General features: G+C 41.2%; 13 protein-coding genes, 2 tRNA genes and 1 pseudogene. 3 read left to right on the forward strand and 13 right to left on the reverse strand.

Features of this window, described 5'->3' with window-relative positions; translation table 11 throughout:
• The first annotated feature begins 99 nt into the window (after positions 1-99).
• A complete protein-coding gene (locus tag V6984_RS20515) occupies positions 100-567 on the forward strand; it encodes a cupin domain-containing protein (protein ID WP_342757460.1) in 468 nt (155 codons plus the stop codon).
• Positions 568-842: 275 nt separating this feature from the next.
• On the opposite strand, the gene V6984_RS20520 is transcribed toward V6984_RS20515, so the two are convergent.
• Complete coding sequence (locus tag V6984_RS20520) at positions 843-1,505, reverse strand: hypothetical protein (RefSeq protein WP_342757461.1); 663 nt, start codon at positions 1,503-1,505, stop codon at positions 843-845.
• 261 nt (positions 1,506-1,766) lie between these two features.
• Here V6984_RS20520 and V6984_RS20525 point away from each other — a divergent pair, with 261 nt between their 5' ends.
• Positions 1,767-2,213 carry a cupin domain-containing protein gene (locus tag V6984_RS20525; protein ID WP_342757462.1) on the forward strand — a complete coding sequence of 149 codons (447 nt, stop codon included), beginning with the start codon at positions 1,767-1,769 and terminating at the stop codon, positions 2,211-2,213.
• Between the two features lie 237 nt (positions 2,214-2,450).
• A pseudogene (locus V6984_RS20530) lies at positions 2,451-2,591 on the forward strand (IS256 family transposase); the annotation flags it as partial.
• Between the two features lie 257 nt (positions 2,592-2,848).
• On the opposite strand, the gene V6984_RS20535 reads toward V6984_RS20530, so the two are convergent.
• The 12 genes from V6984_RS20535 to V6984_RS20590 form a co-directional block, all read right to left on the reverse strand.
• Positions 2,849-2,921, reverse strand: a tRNA-Gly gene (locus V6984_RS20535).
• Between the two features lie 145 nt (positions 2,922-3,066).
• Positions 3,067-3,897: a VanW family protein gene (locus V6984_RS20540; protein WP_342757463.1), complete on the reverse strand. Its 831-nt coding sequence runs from the start codon at positions 3,895-3,897 to the stop codon at positions 3,067-3,069.
• A gap of 146 nt (positions 3,898-4,043) precedes the next feature.
• A tRNA-Gly gene (locus V6984_RS20545) sits at positions 4,044-4,114 on the reverse strand.
• Between the two features lie 93 nt (positions 4,115-4,207).
• Positions 4,208-4,729, reverse strand: a complete 522-nt coding sequence (locus V6984_RS20550) for a CarD family transcriptional regulator (RefSeq protein ID WP_342757464.1) — start codon at positions 4,727-4,729, stop codon at positions 4,208-4,210.
• A gap of 260 nt (positions 4,730-4,989) precedes the next feature.
• Positions 4,990-5,655, reverse strand: a complete 666-nt coding sequence (locus tag V6984_RS20555) for a hypothetical protein (protein WP_342757465.1) — start codon at positions 5,653-5,655, stop codon at positions 4,990-4,992.
• A gap of 13 nt (positions 5,656-5,668) precedes the next feature.
• Entirely contained in the window at positions 5,669-6,997 is a 1,329-nt protein-coding gene (locus V6984_RS20560; RefSeq protein WP_342757466.1) for a GNAT family N-acetyltransferase, read from the reverse strand.
• 196 nt (positions 6,998-7,193) lie between these two features.
• The gene (locus V6984_RS20565; RefSeq protein WP_342757467.1) at positions 7,194-8,978 is read right to left on the reverse strand and encodes a methyl-accepting chemotaxis protein; all 1,785 of its coding nucleotides are present in this window, start codon (positions 8,976-8,978) and stop codon (positions 7,194-7,196) included.
• A 106-nt stretch (positions 8,979-9,084) separates the two neighbouring features.
• Positions 9,085-10,272 carry a multiple monosaccharide ABC transporter permease gene (mmsB, locus tag V6984_RS20570; RefSeq protein ID WP_342757468.1) on the reverse strand — a complete coding sequence of 396 codons (1,188 nt, stop codon included), beginning with the start codon at positions 10,270-10,272 and terminating at the stop codon, positions 9,085-9,087.
• A gap of 3 nt (positions 10,273-10,275) precedes the next feature.
• The gene (gene mmsA / locus V6984_RS20575) at positions 10,276-11,817 is read right to left on the reverse strand and encodes a multiple monosaccharide ABC transporter ATP-binding protein (RefSeq protein ID WP_342757469.1); all 1,542 of its coding nucleotides are present in this window, start codon (positions 11,815-11,817) and stop codon (positions 10,276-10,278) included.
• Positions 11,818-11,935: 118 nt separating this feature from the next.
• The gene (chvE, locus tag V6984_RS20580) at positions 11,936-13,099 is read right to left on the reverse strand and encodes a multiple monosaccharide ABC transporter substrate-binding protein (protein WP_342757470.1); all 1,164 of its coding nucleotides are present in this window, start codon (positions 13,097-13,099) and stop codon (positions 11,936-11,938) included.
• A gap of 202 nt (positions 13,100-13,301) precedes the next feature.
• A complete protein-coding gene (locus V6984_RS20585) occupies positions 13,302-14,354 on the reverse strand; it encodes a sugar ABC transporter substrate-binding protein (RefSeq protein ID WP_342757471.1) in 1,053 nt (350 codons plus the stop codon).
• Between the two features lie 4 nt (positions 14,355-14,358).
• Entirely contained in the window at positions 14,359-14,721 is a 363-nt protein-coding gene (locus tag V6984_RS20590) for an AraC family transcriptional regulator (RefSeq protein WP_342760061.1), read from the reverse strand.
• Positions 14,722-14,723: the final 2 nt, after the last annotated feature.

Here is a 14,723-nt window from a genome sequence, read left to right on the forward strand (position 1 = left end):
TTTTGTGCTCTTAAGCCTGCTAACTTTTCGACATTTTTTTACACTTTACATCTCAAAGTACATAGAATAATACTATAAGAAAGCTCAAGGAGTAATCACATGGACTTTAACACCGGCAACTCCATTTATAATCAGAATGATATAAATCGAGGTTCCGTCCCTTATATAACAGATCTCCGGCAAGAGGTCATAGATAACACTCTTTTTTATACTACAAGATGGACCAGCAGAAACCTGCAATTTGCACTTATGTCCGTACCCATGAATACGGAAACCGGCTTGGATGTCCATTATAATTCTGATCAGTTTTTTTATATTGAGAGAGGTGAAGCATTGGCTTACATGGGAAATTGCTATAATTGCCTCAACATTCAAGTAAACGTGTATGAAGGCTACGCCATAATCGTCCCTGCCGGAACATGGCATAATGTCGTAAACATTGGCAATTCAGACTTAAAAATGTACAGCATTTATGCCCCCGCCATGCATTCTTATAACACTGTTTTCAGAACAACACAAGAATGGTTTGATTACTACGAAGATAATAATACATGGGCACCGCGATAATCTGAACACCTCTCATATTCCATTGAAAGACGGCGCATAGAGTGTTCTTGCATTGCGCTGCTCTTTTTGTGCTAACGGGTAAAAAAACGGGACTCGAACTCGCGCCCCCAACCTTGGCAAGGTATTATTGAGTCTAATTATATTATATACAATAACAAAAAACATCGTATTTACTGGATTTTTTCGTTTTTACAAATAACATATAATAAGGTAAAAACATAGTTGACTTTAGAAATATTTTAGAACGAAATATGGCTCAGTGCTTTCTTGCTTGCTTAAATTAAGAGCCGGTAAAGATTGCTCTCTATCCGGCTCTTTGGATCCAGTTCCGCTGATTTAAATTTTAATGTACCATCTATATCAAGATACAATGTGCCTCCATTTACTCCGGCGTTGTGAAATGCGTAACACGCTCTTGTATATGTATTAGTGCTTATAGGCGCAGCCGAAGAAAATTGTGCGGTTGAATAAGAAGTGATGCTTGGTTCTATTTTCTTAGTAACAGTTTGTGTTTCACTATACAAATTTGAAGTAAGGCCAGCTTTACTACTTATTCCTACATTTAAAGAATCAATGTTAGCTGTATTTGCTTTAATCTTATCATTTAGTAATTTTCCCATTGTCGCATCCAGCGCCTTGCCAGCTACGGTTGTCTGTAAGTCTGCTACAAGTTCCGGTGTATCTCCCTTCGGCCCCTGCTCTCCGGTATCTCCTTTATCTCCCTTGAGACCCTGTTCGCCAGTCGCACCTACTGGTCCCTGAATACCTTGTGGGCCTCTGTCTCCAGTTTCCCCTTTGCCACCCGCTAATCCCTGCGGTCCAGTAGGTCCCTGTATGCCTGACGGTCCCTGTGCCTTTACTCCTGTATCTTCATTATCTACATACCAATTTCCATTTGCTCCAATGTAAGGAGCGTATACACCGCTTAAAGTTTCCATAATCTTTTCCTCCTGATAATTAATTGATAGTTTCTCCACATGTGTTAATCTTAATTTAGAACATATGTTCTATTTTGCAATAGTGAATATAACCAAAGTTAACCCGTAAATTCAAAAAATTCTACACTTAAATGCATTTTTAATTTCCAATTTTTAGCACCAGTGCAAGAGTAAGCTGGTATTAACTCCAGACAATTATTTTACACTTTACACCTATAGGCACATAGAATAGTAATATAAGAAATTCCAAGGAGTAATTACATGGATTATAATGTCGGTGTATCACCCGATAATTCCGGTAACATGGGTGAAACCTCTAGTATTTTTGTCACTAACTTAGCACTGGAAGCCATAAATAACAATCTCTTCTTTGCCACCAAGTGGACCAGCCGGAATATGCAGTTTGCGCTGATGTCCATACCTATTGGTTCCGAAACAGGACCGGATATACACCAAAATTCGGATCAATTCTTTTATATCGAACAGGGCAGCGCATTGATAACTATGGGAATCTGTGAAAACTGCCTCAATTTTCAGTCACTCTTCTATAGTGGGTTCGGAGCGTTTGTTCCCGCAGGCATATGGTTTAACGTTGTTAACACGGGGCCGATTGACTTAAAAATGTTTACAGTTTGTGCTCCGGCACTTCATACCTATAATGCAGTATTTGAGACAAAAGAAGAATGGTCTACTTACAATGAATCTTGACGAGGCTATGTTTAATATATAGGATTCCAGCACAACCAAGTTGCAGAAACTGTCGATACGAATACTATAATATTGGGCTAATGATCTGCTTGACAATAATTATTGTTTCATCATACCCCCTCATAGATAAGGTACAATAAGTTGCGCAAATTGAAAAATATATAAAAAGAGACAGGGTTTGCAGATCTCTGGTAGAATGAAGTTGCCACACACCATTCTGAAAGGAGACTACAAACCATGTCCGAGAAAATTGTACAGTTAAACGAGGAAATAATCAAGGGACAAATGAAAGAATCAGTCCGCGGGAGCGTGGAGGAAACACTAAATGGTCTGCTGGAGGCCGAGGCACAGAAACTGAATCAGCCCGCCAAATACGAATGAAGCCAGGAGTTCTCCAAAGCTAGTCTCGGAAATTATGGGAAATAGTATAAAAACCGTGCTTACAAATTATGCACATGTTACTTTGGACATGCAAAAAACTGTAGTTGATAACTATGCGGACAAGATTGTCAATCATGGATAATAAGAGAAAAATATAAAAACTTTAGAATAAAACCTTAGAAAAAACCATTTCGAACAAAGAATAACGGTTCCCGAAAATCTCAGGAACCGCTATTTCACTGTATTTAATAAAGAGCGCGAGACGGGACTCGAACCCGCGACCCCGACCTTGGCAAGGTCGTGCTCCACCAACTGAGCCACTCGCGCGAATGTAAAACAACTATGATGAACAGCATTAATGTACTCTTTTAACGCGTCAACATTGATTATTTTACATATAACTGACCGTTTTGTCAACCACTAATTGTATTTTTTCTAATTATTAATTTCATTGTACTTTTTATCTATTTAATTACTCTGTCACCTTGCTGATGCTTACCGTTAAATTGCCATCCTTCACATCGGAATGGATACATATGGGATAATCGTAGGGGTTTTTGAACTTCAGGTCCTTCGCGCCTTCCACAATTGCTGAATCGAGCCCCTGCGGTACATAATCCACCTCTAAGGAATGCGTGTAACGCTCTGTCGCCGGGATGGCGGAGAGTAACATCGTCACATAGAGAGTCGAGGACACCTGACAGATTCCTCCACCTATGCTCGTCACGACTCTCCCGCTGGCAAAAGAGGGCGCAAGCTTATATCCGTTTTCCGTGGTTCTTGAAAGGACGGAATTACTGAAGGAAAACGTCTCTTTCGGCTGAATCACCATGCCGTTTATTCTATCGGACGCAAGCTCGATATTTACCGCTCTGTCTTCGTCCGTATTGTATTTCGTGGAATATGAAGAAATCTCATTCACATCCGTCAGCGTACCCGTTTGGGCTGCTGCACGGCCTTCTGCTTTGCCCGACTGGATATAATGATAATAATAAGCGCTCAAATCCTTTATCCCCAAAACAGGAATTAAGTCGAGGTTGTTTTTCATGTAAGCCCGCACATTGAAATCTGCCCTGCCTACACGTCCTTCCTTCATGCCCGAGGTTATGAAATGCGTAAGCAGCTTATCCGCATCGTGACCTACCGCCTTCTGTACATCAGGATAAGCATTGTAATAATATTCCGCATCGAACACCGGGGAATAGTCGATCCCTCCTGTGGGAATCTCTCTCGCCTGTGCCGCCGTACCGGATAATAAGCAAAGGTACAGCGCCAAAGCCGCAAATTTTGTCCATTTCTTCATTACGCTTCGTCTCCTTTTAAAAATCATGCTATTTAGCGATCGATGCCCCCTAAATCGCCGACTTTTTAAGCGTAACATAAATAACCTGCCTTTTCCAGCTCATAACTTCTTAATATTATTTAATTTTTAAAAGAACGCACAAAAAAAGCGGGTGATGGGAATCGAACCCACGTATCTAGCTTGGAAGGCTAGTGTTCTACCATTGAACTACACCCGCATGTAATATCCGAAACCGGACATATTTATTTTACCGACAGTTAGGATATTACCATATTTTGTTTCTATGCGCAAGACTTTTTAATAAAAACTTCTATTTACTTTCCTGCACGTCCATCTCAAATATACGATCAGTAATATATTCCTGCATTTGTTCCTTCGGTATCGCCAGCGAAACCGATAATTCCGAATACAGATTATCTTCTGCCATCCTCAAATATTTTTCATCCATTACCGTTGTTTTCTTTCCCTGGGCAATTCTCCTCTGCTTGCGGACATACAACGTCTTTATAACTCTTATCCAGTCTCTGCACTCACCGCTGCGAATAGTTTCCTTATATTTTTCTTCCCTTTGTTTATCATCGCCCACCCACAGCTCTTCGATGTCGGGAATGGCATTGATTAGCGCATCCGCTTCCGCCTTTGTCAGCACCGCTCTCATGACAGTTTTTTCGCTGTCCACCGGTGTAAATATCTTGCTTTCCTTTTGATGGCGGGGAATTAATATATAGTACAGCCTGCTTTCCGACACGCCCTTCATATCGAGAGTTGTAATATCTTCAATCTTGCACACTCCCGTATTTCCATATACAACGTATTCTCCTTTCTCAAACATGCTATCCCTTCTTTTCTTCAATAAAATGTTCATAGTGTCCTACTTATATTTTACCCTGAAAATAGGATTTTACTACCTTTTTTTGCGTCTTTTTCCACTTTTGTCTTATTTACCCTATTATGCCCTGCCTGGATTTGTGCACTTTTCTTACGTTTTATTGAAATATGCAGGAACAAAAGTGTGATTCGTACTCTCTTGGTCCAATACTTCGGCAGCACAGCTTTTATTTCGCACGCGCAGCTGCGCTAGGACTCTCACCTTTACTCCAGCTCTACCCAGCCTTCCATCGAATCGAAGCTGTACTCCAGATTTATCGTTACCTCTTTATTCTGGTAACCGTCAAATCCTATATCCGCAGATTCTATAATGTTTCCGTCGGTATCAATCGCTTCCAGATGCCATACTGTTTCTTCTCCCGTCATATAGATATTAACAATACTGAGAACGCCGAAGCCACCCAGTCCCCCGATATCCTCCGCCAGATTTACCTTTTCAGACTCTTCCGAAGTTCTATACAGATAGACCTCTTTCAAATCCACTCCGGTATTGTTTCTAATCGTTACCGAAATGCCGGCAGCATCATCCGTTGGTTCTATTTCCCCCATCTGTCCGATAGATTCCAAAATACCGTCATACATCGCTATATTCGCCTGCAGCTTTTCAATAATCGCATCCAGCTCCTCTTCCGACATTTGTTCCACATCCTGCTGTCCGATGAGGTTGATTTGCTCCGCCATGCTATCCAGCTCTCCGTCCAAGGAGTCGTCCTCCACATCGGCATATGCCTCAATCACTTCATTATGCCTGTTTACCAGCTCGGTGTACACGCTCCTCGCTTCCTCAATTTTCTCCGCAGAAGGTCCTCCGCAGCCTGCCAGCAGCAATACGGCGAGGCATAAGCCTAATGCTTTTCCATACTTTATCATTTATAACTCCCTTTCATTCTTTCTGCCATATCATTTCGAATTCGGTACATCCCGCTAAGTCCGGTTTTATGTCATCCGTTCGTGCCCCCGCATACTTCTTGTTTATCTGAAAGCCTTCCCTTATGTAAAAATTAACGGCCTTTTTGTTCTTACAATATACATGAAGGTTTATCCTGAAATATTTCGATTTGCATATATCCATAAGGGCCTTTCCCACACCCTTTGAACGCATCGAACGTTTCACGAAGATGCCTTCAAGATAGCCCTTGTTTATCCCTGCAAAGCCATGAATACCCTCATGATCCTCATAAACGTAAGCCTCCGACTCGTATAACTGATTTTTAACCGCTTCATAATTGCCCAGCCAGTAGTCCTCAGGAATGAAGTCATGGGCTTCGATATTGGCCTCCAGCCATATCCGGGCAATCTCCTCCACGTCACTTTCTTTCATCCTTCGCACCATCAATATTTCCCTGGCATCCCCGGGAAGTTCATAGGTGCAGTCCAAAAACAGTCTGCTGTTGTGCGCTTCCCTTTCATTATAGGAATACCCCAGCCCACGTCCGACCTCCCTGGCCAGAGCATCAAAAAAGTCACACATTTCAAAAAGTGACTGCCATATGGCTTCCGGATTCCCCGCCGGATACATGAGCAGTATCCGTTCCATCTTATCCTGAGATAAAAATCTGTAAAGATACTTTCCTGATTTTCCTATACTGCTGGAAAAATAAGTATGTATACCTACATACCACGAAAGCATTTTGATAAATTCCGGCCTGACGTGGAAATTCAGCATATCCATAGCATAGGTTATCTCCCCACGCCATAGACCCTTTCCCATATTGTTAAGCAACCACCAGAATTCGTTGCAGCTGCATAAGTATTCTTCCTCTGTGGGCTTTTTTACCCAGTGATCCTCATCAGTAGAAGGAGGAATCTGCGGAAATGACTTATCCTTATCCAGAAGAACGATACACAGCCTATCCCGCTCCATATCCTTTATACTGTATTCCATGGTCATAAGGTGAAGGTCTAAGCGGTTGCCATCGGCAAGCTGCATCAGATACCCATAACAATTCTCGAAGTCACACTCATGTCCTAATATACCGCTCATCTTCTCCGGAAATTGCATGTACAGCCGCTCTCCGAACACGTCAATCCAGTTTTCCTCTTCAATAAAAGATTTCGTCTCCGTTACAACATATACGATGTCGTAATCCTGAAATATATCTTTCGGCGCATTCTTGTTTGTTCTGGAGCCGTTCATATACACTCCCCGGATGCGTTCGTCTCTTTCTGCCGTTCCAATTATAAGGTCCATCATTTCTTTTTCACTTCTCATGAATATCTTCCCCCAATTTTTCTGCAATTGCGTTCTTGTCTTCCGAGACCGCTTTACCATCGTTTGACAAGGTCTTATCCGACCGTGCGTGACCTTGTCAAACGATGGTACTTTTATTATAACAACAAATGCAGAATAAACAAACAGTATTCTGTCAAAAGGACCCGGCAAAATGCACAGGTCCTTTGATGAATAGCTAATATTTAATAAAATGACTTACACTGCCCTCCAGTCTTTCCACCACATCATTTACCTCCTGCAAGGCTCTCACGATTTGTCCCATGTTCTCCGACAGCTCAGAAGTATCCTCCGCAACACCGGTAATCTCCTGTGTGCTGTCTCCGACCGTAGTATTGATCCCATCGTTTGCCTTGTTTATCTTTTTAACTAAATAAAGCAGCTCTGACATACAAGTCTTGAAGTCTTCCATAATGCCATCCATTTCTTCTGCTGCTTCAAAATATTCTTTTCCGGTTCTTTCTAATGTTTCATAATCTTCCAATACATTTTTATGTATGAAGGATAATATCTCCTGTGTATCATTGGCCAGATCCTCCACATGTCCTACCACTTCGCCGCTAATATTCTGAATATAATTTGCTGTATTTCTGGAATTATCGGCCAACGCTCTTATTTCATCCGCAACTACCGCGAATCCTCTGCCTGCTTCGCCGGCTCTTGCCGCTTCAATAGAAGCGTTTAGTGCGAGTAAATTGGTCTTGCTCGCAATTCCTAATATTTCTTCCGTCAATTCCGTAATTTTATAGATTTGCTTACTATTTTCCACCGATTCACTCACCGAGGTGTCAATTGACGCAATTATGTTAACCGCTTTTGCTTTGCTGTTTATCGCTCTTTGCTCTACCTCATGTGCTTTTACTTTAACATCTTTCGCGTAATCGCTTCCCCTGGCCGCTTTACCCGCAGCCTGAACAACAGAATTTTCCATATTCAGGGTATCTTCATTCAGCATAGTAATCGTTGCGGATACCTCTTCCATTCCAGCCGCAAGTTCCTGCATCGTTGCCGAAATATTATCAGCTTTCTCATTCGCATTTCCTACATTCTTTTCTACTACTTTTCCTTGTATTCCCAATTCGCTGCAGGATGCGATCATACTCGATATGATATTTTGTACCAATCCCAGGAAATCATTAATTCCTGATGAAAATCTTCCTATTTCATCTCTTGACCTGACTTCGATTCTCTGCGTTAAATCTCCCTCTTTTTCTTTTATCCCATTTACGATCATATCAATTTGTTTTGTAGATTTTTTGACAGGTCTTACCACAGTAAGACTTATCACTATAATACTGATTACAATAGAAATTGCAAAAAAGGCAAATGATCCAAATGCAATGTATGGCACCGTTTCGAATATATCCGCTATCGATGCCTGCTCCCTTCCCATTTCCCCGTTTGTATATTCAATAATCGAATCTATATATCCTTCAATATTTGCATCGAACATGGATAGATTGGAAGTTGCGGATACCTCTGCCTGTTGTTTATTCACCTTACTTGTATTCAGCAGGCTTTCCACCGTTTTTTTATACCGCGCATAATCTGCAGCAAATTTATCGAAGTCCTCACGTCTGGCATCATCTTTGCACAAAAGAGAATCGAAAGCCTTTGTTTTCACATCTAATTCAGCAATTCTTTCATTAATCCCTTCACCTATACTTTCCATATCCCCTTCTCTGTCCGTTAGAACATGAATTAAGACTTGTCCGTTAATATAAGAAAAGTCTCTGGATATTTCAGAAATAGCCTCAACCTCAACTACTTGCTTATCGATGATCTTTTCATTTGCATCGCTAATTTTTTGTAAAGACGATACCATGAACCAGATAACTGCCATGGCCACCAGCGATATTAATAATATTTGAATATATATCTTAGTTCCTATACTGCTCTTTAATTTTTCATTCTTAGGTACATTTTTGTTAGCCTTTTGTTTTTTTTCCCGATTTACACTCATAGCCTTTTGTTCCCTCCCTAATCATACCAACAGTTTTTCGAACTACAGAAAGTTCCAACGTACTAAAAAGCACGTCGGAACCTTTCCTGATTAGATATTAGAAAAATTAACTATTGGAAATTAATTTTCCGCCTCGTTTAGATACAACATCAAATATAACTGCTGCCAAAAGAACCAAACCTTTTACTACCTTCTGAATATTCTGGTCAACTCCCATAATACTCATTCCAAGGTTGATAACACCCATAAGAGCCGCACCGACAATAACGCCGGGAATCGTTCCTGTTCCGCCATAAGCAGATGCACCGCCGATAAAGCAGGAACCGATAGCATCCATTTCATAGTTTGTTCCATAAGTAGGCTGAGCTGATGTCATACGTGCAATCGTGAGCATTCCGGCTAAAGCTGCTAAAAATCCCATATTTAAATATGCAAGGAAATACACCTTATTCGTGTTGATACCGGAAAGCTTCGTTGCTTTTTCGTTACCTCCTACCGCATAAAAATAACGTCCAACGGTAGTATTCGATGTGATATAACCGTATATAAGAACTACGATCATTACCCAGATAAGTGCTGTAGGAATACCTCTATACTGAGAAAGCCTTATTGTAAATGCGAGTATTACCGCACAAATCAGGACTATCTTAATGAGACTGGATGCCAATTTGTCCGTCCCATAACCCTTTTTGGATCTTACTATCCTATTTTTCAATTGAATCGTAATATAGATCACACATGCAATGATACCTGCTATCATACATGTCAAGTTGAAACCTTCTACGCCGAATATGTCCGGGACATAGCAGTTAGCACCGCCGCCGAAAAGCTTAATGAACGCCTCCGACTTAAGAGATACCGTCATGCCGTCGAGCACTACGTTAGAAAGCCCTCGGAATACGAGCATACCTGCCAGCGTCGTAATGAAGGGCGGGATGCGCACAAAAGCGATCCAGAATCCCTGCCATGCACCGATTAAAAGTCCCGACAGGATCATTGCGATAATTGCCAAATATGGATTTAATCCTCTGTTTTCCATTAAAACGGCGCCGATCGCACCTACAAAGCATACTACAGAACCTACGGAAAGGTCGATATTTCCTCCGGTCAAAATACATAGCAGCATACCGGATGCCAGTACAAATACATAAGCATTCTGTGAAATCAAGTTACTGACATTTTGGGGAAGGAGAATCTTACCGCCGGTTCCCCATGTGAAAAAGGCCGTTACAAGAACGAGAACAATAATCATCGTATATTTTTTAACGCCTTCCATCAATCTTACTCTATCCATAATTTACGCTCCTTTATTACTAACCTTCAATATGTGTGACATAATCAGTTCTTGTGAAGCTTCTTCAGCCGCAAGTTCTCCAACCATTCTTCCTTCATTCATGACATAGATACGGTCACACATTCCAAGAACCTCCGGAAGCTCCGATGAAATCATGATAACTGACTTTCCCTCTGATACCAATTGATTGATAATGCAGTAAATTTCATATTTAGCTCCGACATCAATACCTCTTGTAGGTTCATCAAGTATTAAAACATCGGGATTAGCAAACATCCATTTTGCCAGCAGAACCTTTTGCTGATTGCCGCCGCTTAAGTTGCCTACATTCTGCTCCACCGAAGGGCACTTGGTTTTCAGTTTGTCTTTGTATTCCACTGCCACCGCATATTCCTTATCTTTATTAATAACCGTATAGCTGCTCACTTCTCCCAAATTGGCCAATGTAGTATTGATCTTAATGGGATTGCTAAGTATAAGTCCGTTACCTTTCCTGTCTTCTGTTACGTAAGCTAATTTATTATCGATCGCATCCTTTACGGAATTGAGATTTACCTCTTTTCCGTTTATCTTGATTTGTCCGGATATGTTGCTTCCATAACTTTTACCGAAAATACTCATTGCGAGCTCAGTTCTCCCCGCTCCCATAAGTCCGGCAATTCCCACTACTTCACCTTTTCTGATATTTATGCTGACATTGTCAACGACTTTCCTTTCGGAGTAAAGGGGATGGTAGACCGTCCAGTCATTTACCTCCATCTTTATTTCACCGATTTCTTTTTCTTCACGCTTAGGGAAACGATTCGTCAAATCGCGTCCGACCATTCCTTTTATGATACGGTCTTCCGAAATGTTATCCACCGCTTTATCGAGAGTCTCGATTGTAGCGCCATCTCTGATAACCGTAATTTTATCCGCAACATAAGCGATTTCATTTAATTTATGAGAGATAATAATGGAAGTCATTCCCTGCTTTTTAAATTTAAGCAATAAGTCGAGAAGAGCCTTGGAATCTGACTCATTTAAGGATGCTGTCGGCTCATCCAGTATAAGCAGCTTTGCATCTTTGGCAAGAGCTTTGGCAATTTCCACCAGCTGCTGCTTGCCAACACCTATATCTTTAATCAGCGTTCTGGATGATTCTTTTAATCCGACTGTTTTCAAAAGCTCATCCGCACGTCCATACGTTTCATTCCAGTTTAATGCGTATTTATGTCCCCTCTCATTTCCCAGAAACATATTTTCACCAATTGTCATATAAGGAACCAGAGCCAGCTCTTGATGTATAATAACAATTCCTTTTTCTTCACTGTCTCTAATTTTAGTAAATTTGCATACTTCACCATCATAAACAATATCACCTTCATATGTACCATAAGCATAGATTCCGCTGAGTACATTCATCAAAGTAGACTTTCCGGCACCGTTCTCGCCTACAAGAGCATGGATTTCTCCTTCTTCTACCTGCAGGTTAACATCATCCAGCGCTTTTACTCCGGGAAATGTCTTGGTGATATTTTTCATTTCCAATAATATTTTTGCCAATTTCAAGTTCCTCCCAATATCTAATCAACCATTTCACCTAAGAATGCAGGCGGATGTCCGCCTGCATTCAGTTGTATTACCTTATGACGCAAGTCATATTAAATACTTGTCAGTTCATTTACTGTAAATCAGACTCTTTGTAGTAACCGGAATCAATCAACAATTCTTTGTAATTATCGATGTCTGCAAATACGGGCTCGCAAAGGTAAGAAGGAATGATACCTGTACCGTTGTCATAGCTTTCCGTATCGTTTACCGGTGCCTCGCCGCCTTTCATAACAGCGTCAACCATCTGAACTACCTGTGTTGCTAATGTACGGGTATCTTTGAAGATTGACATAGACTGCTTGCCGTCGATCATGTTTTTAACGTTTGCGATATCGCAGTCCTGACCCGTAATAATCGGCCATTCTCCGGTATAAGCTGCTGCCAGAGAGTTAGTGGCGCCAAGTGCTGTGGAGTCATTAGAGCAAAGAACTGCATCTAATTTTGTTCCATCCGCATAGTAAGAAGCGATGATAGCGTCCATTCTGGACTGTGCTGTTTCTGTTGACCAGTTAGCTGTCGCAACTTTTTCAAAAGCTACAGAACCGGATTTTACAACCAGTTTGCCTTCATCGATGTACGGCTGAAGAACATCCATTGCACCGCCATAGAAGAATCTTGCATTGTTGTCACCGGGGTCACCCGTAAAGATTTCAATATTGAAAGGTCCTGCCGCATTATCGAGATCAAGCGTGTCTCTGATGTATTCGCCCTGCTTTGTACCTACCATGTAGTTATCAAATGTAGCATAATAAGTAACAGCATCCGAATTCATGATCAAACGATCATATGCAATTACCGGGATTCCTGCGTCCTTTGCCTGAGCGAGAACAGTTCCTAAAGAGTCACCATCGATAGAAGCAATTACTAAGAGCTGGCATCCGTTGGAAATCATATTCTCAATCTGAGATACCTGCGTAGTAATATCATTGCTTGCATACTGAAGGTCAACCTCGTATCCGGCTTCCTTCAACTGTGCTTCCATATTAGAACCGTCCTGATTCCAACGCTGTAAATCTTTTGTCGGCATTGCTACGCCTATTAATCCGCCGGCAGCATCTGTTTCTGCCGGAGCTTCCGCTGCTTCTTCTGCAGGAGCTGCTTCTTCTGCAGGAGCCTCAGTTGTCGTTTCTGCCGGAGCCTCTGTGGTCGCTGTCGTATTGGAGCTTCCGCATCCAACAAGCAGTGTCGCTGCCATTGCTACGCTGAGCAATGCACTTATTACTTTTTTCTTCATTCTTGCAAATCCTCCCTTAAATTTGTTGTTAACAACTACTTCCTTGTTACAAATCGAATATATCATAATAAAAATAGGATTTGCTTGTATTCTTCTTCAAATTTTTAATATTTTATTAAATAAAAAAAAGGAGATGCTAGCATTTTTTTGTGCCATTCGTCCATCTCCTTCAAAATATTCCTATTCCTTTTTGTCATATTTACTAATTCGGCATTTTATCCGGCACATTAAGGTAAACATCTTCCTTTAAATGAAATCCGCTGTTAATAATGACCTCATTTATATTATCAATATTTACGCTAATCGGCTCCAAAACAACATAAGGGATATCATAAGTACCGTCATTTATTTTTTTAACATCACTTCCCAAATCTCCTCCATTTGCAAGAATGATTGCATATTCAGCCGCTGCCTGCGCCAACTTTTCCACCGGCTTGTATACTGTCATCACCTGAGTTCCTTCCACGATCCGCTGACATGCTTCCAGCTCGGCATCCTGCCCTACCACAGCAATTTTTCCTGCCAGACGCTTTTCCGCAAGGGCATGTACCACCGAAGTAGCCAGACTGTCATTTCCGCACATAATCCCCCCCGCCTTGTTTACCATCGACGAGTTTTCATATATGTAATTTCCGGCAATCTCCGGTTTCCAGCCGTCCGCATTGATGCCGCCTATTACATCGATATTATATTGGTTCATAACTTTCATGAAGCCATTTCTTACAAGCTCCACATTATTATCCGTAACAGGTCCCTGCAGCATTATTACCTCATCGGTTTTTAATCCACTGTCGACAAGAGCCTCCGCCATCATTGTTCCTACCGCCTCATTATCAAAGGATATATACAAATCCGCATCCGCATCTTTAATAATTCTATCATAACATATGATCTTAATCCCTTGCACTTTTGCCTTTTGAACGACATCCTTCAAACGGCTTCCGTCTATGCTGATGATAACAATAACATCCATTTGCTTATTAATAAAATACTCAATTTGTTTTATCTGTTCCTCAACTTCACCATTTGCATTCTGCACATTTACTTCAGCACCGTATTCTTTTGCCGTAGATACGAACACATCCCTGTCCCTCTGCCAGCGCTCTATAACAAACGAATCGAAGCACATTCCTATCTGGATTTTATCTTGTCCTGTTTCCACTTTTCCGGTATTCTCTGCCTGCGTGTTTCCACAGCCTGCCAATAATGCAGATAAGAGACAAAATATGACTGTCAGACGCCTTCCTTTTTTCATATTCTTAAATTCCCTCCTTGTACTCCGTAGGGGTCACACCGACATTCTTTTTGAATGAACGGCTGAAATAATTAGGATCCTGATAACCTACCATGACACATATTTCTTTCATTGTATAATTCGTGTCTTTTAAAAGCTCTTTTGCCTTATCTATTCTCACATTCGTTAAATATTCGATAAAATTCTGTCCCGTCTCTTCTTTGAAAATCTTACTGAAGTAATAAGGACTTATATTTACCCTTCTGGAGATATCATCCAGCGATACATCTTTATTATAGTGCCCGGCAATATATTCTTTTGCCTCTTCCACCACATTGCTGGACTTTTCCTCTCTTTTAGTCGCCACATTGCGGCAGGCTCCTGTCATCT

Origin of the sequence: Kineothrix sp. IPX-CK, from assembly GCF_039134705.1 — a bacterium.
GTDB classification, from domain to species: domain Bacteria; phylum Bacillota; class Clostridia; order Lachnospirales; family Lachnospiraceae; genus Kineothrix; species Kineothrix sedimenti.

Coding starts and splice junctions, on each gene's coding strand:
- V6984_RS20515 (WP_342757460.1), top strand. CDS start 100: ATGGACTTTAACACCGGCAACTCCATTTATAATCAGAATGATATAAAT.
- V6984_RS20525 (WP_342757462.1), top strand. CDS start 1,767: ATGGATTATAATGTCGGTGTATCACCCGATAATTCCGGTAACATGGGT.
- V6984_RS20520 (WP_342757461.1), bottom strand. CDS start 1,505: ATGGAAACTTTAAGCGGTGTATACGCTCCTTACATTGGAGCAAATGGA.
- V6984_RS20590 (WP_342760061.1), bottom strand. CDS start 14,721: ATGACAGGAGCCTGCCGCAATGTGGCGACTAAAAGAGAGGAAAAGTCC.
- V6984_RS20585 (WP_342757471.1), bottom strand. CDS start 14,354: ATGAAAAAAGGAAGGCGTCTGACAGTCATATTTTGTCTCTTATCTGCA.
- V6984_RS20555 (WP_342757465.1), bottom strand. CDS start 5,655: ATGATAAAGTATGGAAAAGCATTAGGCTTATGCCTCGCCGTATTGCTG.
- V6984_RS20540 (WP_342757463.1), bottom strand. CDS start 3,897: ATGAAGAAATGGACAAAATTTGCGGCTTTGGCGCTGTACCTTTGCTTA.
- V6984_RS20550 (WP_342757464.1), bottom strand. CDS start 4,729: ATGTTTGAGAAAGGAGAATACGTTGTATATGGAAATACGGGAGTGTGC.
- V6984_RS20560 (WP_342757466.1), bottom strand. CDS start 6,997: ATGAGAAGTGAAAAAGAAATGATGGACCTTATAATTGGAACGGCAGAA.
- chvE (WP_342757470.1), bottom strand. CDS start 13,099: ATGAAGAAAAAAGTAATAAGTGCATTGCTCAGCGTAGCAATGGCAGCG.
- V6984_RS20565 (WP_342757467.1), bottom strand. CDS start 8,978: ATGAGTGTAAATCGGGAAAAAAAACAAAAGGCTAACAAAAATGTACCT.
- mmsB (WP_342757468.1), bottom strand. CDS start 10,272: ATGGATAGAGTAAGATTGATGGAAGGCGTTAAAAAATATACGATGATT.